Source organism: Ferrimonas pelagia (assembly GCF_039543565.1).
Classification (GTDB): domain Bacteria; phylum Pseudomonadota; class Gammaproteobacteria; order Enterobacterales; family Shewanellaceae; genus Ferrimonas; species Ferrimonas pelagia.
In genome coordinates, this window is record NZ_BAABJZ010000051.1 from 1 (window position 1) to 3,042 (window position 3,042).

At 55.8% G+C, this 3,042-nt stretch carries 2 protein-coding genes; both read right to left on the minus strand.

Features of this window, described 5'->3' with window-relative positions:
• Positions 1-303 precede the first annotated feature (303 nt).
• The gene (locus ABEA08_RS09625) at positions 304-2,712 is read right to left on the minus strand and encodes an ABC transporter permease (RefSeq protein ID WP_345335080.1); all 2,409 of its coding nucleotides are present in this window, start codon (positions 2,710-2,712) and stop codon (positions 304-306) included.
• The coding region (locus tag ABEA08_RS09630; RefSeq protein WP_345335081.1) for an ABC transporter ATP-binding protein at positions 2,705-3,042 on the minus strand (338 nt) is incomplete at its 5' end. The genes ABEA08_RS09625 and ABEA08_RS09630, both read right to left, overlap by 8 nt.

Genomic DNA, 3,042 nt, shown 5'->3' on the forward strand with positions numbered 1-3,042 from the left:
AGCACGCTGTCGGTGCGAAATTGACGGCTTAGATTGTCCAGTTTAATCATCTATCTATTCCTTGATACGGCGTTAGGAACATTTGTGTTCTTGTTGTTCTTTTAGGCGGCGTTAACCCGAGTCGGGCCCAGGTTAACGCCGTTGTTTATCCGCATTGCGGCGACACTCCGCCGCATTGGCGTTTGCTTCGTAGGGGCTTAGCGCAGCGTAAGCCACCGGGTTTTTGTTATATCGTCGACCGTTCTGGCGGCAGGTTACGCCGCTGCGCGGCTAACCGTGCCCGACGAAACGGTTAGCCGTGCTTTATTCATCCCGCAACGTCAGGGCCGGGCGCTGGCGAGCGGTGTTGAGTGCCAGTGCTGAAACCGTCGCGATGGTGATGGCCAGTACCACAGCGGTCGCCATAGGGAACCACCACCAAGCCAGCTCCACCCGGTGCAGGAAGTGCTCCAGCCAAAGGGTTAGCCCCGAAGCGGCCAGCGGCCAAGCCACTAGGCTGCCTAGTGCCACCAGAGCGACAAACTCTTTGTTGATCAAGGCGACGATGCTGGCGTAACTGCTGCCGAGCACCTTGCGCATGGCGATCTCCTTGCTGCGGCGCTCACAGCTGAAAGCAGCCAGGCCGAATAGGCCAATAACGGTGAGGGCAAGGGCCACTGCGGTCATCGACAGCAGCAAGGCAAACTGGCGACGCTGCTGATCAAACTGGGCCTGGTAGATGGCGTCCATAAAATGCATGTCCAGCTCCATTCCCTTGGGCAAAGGACGCTCAATATGTTCTTTCAGTTCTGCAAACTCTTGAGTGGATATGTCGCGTTTCAACTCAATAATGGCGTCGACCGTCCCTATGGCGCTGTAGCTGTGGGTGAAAAAAATGGCCCGGTTGTCCATCGCAGGACCTGCTTTATAGCTCTCGACCACGCCAATGACGGTGCCTGCGACGTTATCCTGACCTAAGTGCCAAGTCTGGTGGAGCGCATCTTGGGGAGTTGGATAGCCCAGAGCGAGCGCAGCTTCTCTATTGATGAGCACGCCAATGGTTTGTGTTTGTGGGTCGTAGCGGTCGCCTTGGAACTGCGCAGAAAAATCTCGACCGGCCAACAACTCCAGCCCCAATGTCGTCGCAAAGTTGTCGTACCCCATTTTCATGGTGATACTAGCCGTTTCACCGTTAGAGCGTATCCTGCGGTTCATATTGAAATCACGGGTCGGATCTTTGTCTATGAATGTCCAGTGAGAGACTAAGCCGGTTGCGTCTATATGTTGGCCGAAGTTGTCCGCGCTTCGAAGCATTGCATTGGGCATATCGCGGATCACTAAGCGCTGCTCCTTGCTGTAACCCAGCGGCTGATGTTGCAAAAGAACAAGCTGCGCGATGACGCCAACGCTGGCCACAATCAGGCCGATACTTATGGCACTTTGAAGGCCGATCAGCACTCGGCGAGTACGGATCGCCCCTCGGCCTGAGCTCAAATCGCCGGACAGGACTCGGGCACTATTGAAAGACGACAGGTACAGCGCAGGGTAAGCGCCGGCCAGCACACCGACTGTAACCACCATCACCAGAAATACCGGCCCCACTTCGCCAAAGTAATCAATATCCAGTGTGCTGTTCATCAGGCGATTGAAATGGGGCAGCGCCAGCTCTGCCCAGACACACGCCAACAGAGCCGCCGTTGCGGTCAGTAGCAGCGCTTCGAACAGGAGTTGGCTGATCAACTGTGCTCGGCTGGCGCCTAGGGCTTTGCGCACTCCAATCTCTTTCGCTCTCAGGCTGGCGCGGGCGGTACTGAGATTAATGAAGTTGAAAGTGGCGATCAGCAACGTACCAAGTGCCAATCCGATGGCAACGTAGACCGCTTGTACGGATCCACCCGGTTTCCATTCGAATTGAAGACCGTATGAGAAGAGGTGAATTTGGGTAACCGGCTGCAATTCGATAGCCCCGTAGCTGTCATGAAAATGCCCCTCGATCCGTTCAGATAAGAGTTTTGCCAATTCGGTTCCAGAAAAGTCCGGTTGTGGCTGTAGGTACAGCCTCGTACCGTTACTCGATTGGCTCTCCCAAATATGACCATAGTGAGGGCGCCAAGTGTCTAAGCTAAGGAATCCTTGCAGATGAAGGTGGGTGTTGGTCGGCAGATCCGCGTATACAGCTGACACCACTAACTCAATTTGCCCCCATTGAACGGTTTTCCCAATCACCTCATTTGGGCCAAATATGCGGTACGCCTGACTCTCCGACAGCGCCAACTGATTGGGCTCCCTAAACGTCTGATGTATATCCCCCGCTAAGGTGGTCAGCGCAAACATCTCCAGCAAAGTGGGCTCAACGACTTGATAGCCATCCGTGGAAAAACGGGTGCCATTGAGACTGAGCGGAGAAAAGAAAGCGTTGACGGATAGCAGGTTTTTTATCTCAGGCTGCTGGCGTAAAAACTCGACCGACGGACCGTGAAAAACCGTCGAGCGTTGGTTTGACTCAGCGTAGCCTCTGAGTACGCGATAGCTACTCTGCGCATCAGGGTGAAAGTTGTCGTAACTCAGCTCGAAGCGTGCCCACAAAGCAATGAGCAATGCTGCAGCTAGCCCAAGTGACAGCCCTAGCAGATTCAATCCGGTGTGCAGTTTTTGCTTGAGCAGGGAGCGCACGGCGGTGCGCAGGTAATTGCCCAGCAGGGCAAAATGGTTTAAGCGATAAGCATTAGGCATAGCGCTTCACCTCGACCGGCATGTCGGCGACGATCTGGCCATCGCGCATGCGCACGGTGCGGCTGGCGTAGCTGGCGTCCTCGTCTGAGTGGGTGACCATGATGATGGTGGTGCCGGCACGGTTCAGTTCGCACAACAGGTTCATCACCGCTTCGGAGTTTTCTGAGTCGAGGTTGCCGGTGGGCTCATCGGCGAGGATCAGTGCGGGCTGGATGATCAGCGCGCGGGCCACGGCGACCCGCTGCTGCTGACCGCCGGACAGTTGCTGCGGCAGATGATCGCGTCGGTGGGCGATCTGCATCTGCGCCAAGATGGCTTCGACCCGCTGCT

What these genes read in the sequence shown, in the direction of transcription:
- ABEA08_RS09625 (WP_345335080.1), bottom strand. Translation starts at nt 2,712, where the DNA reads ATGCCTAATGCTTATCGCTTAAACCATTTTGCCCTGCTGGGCAATTAC.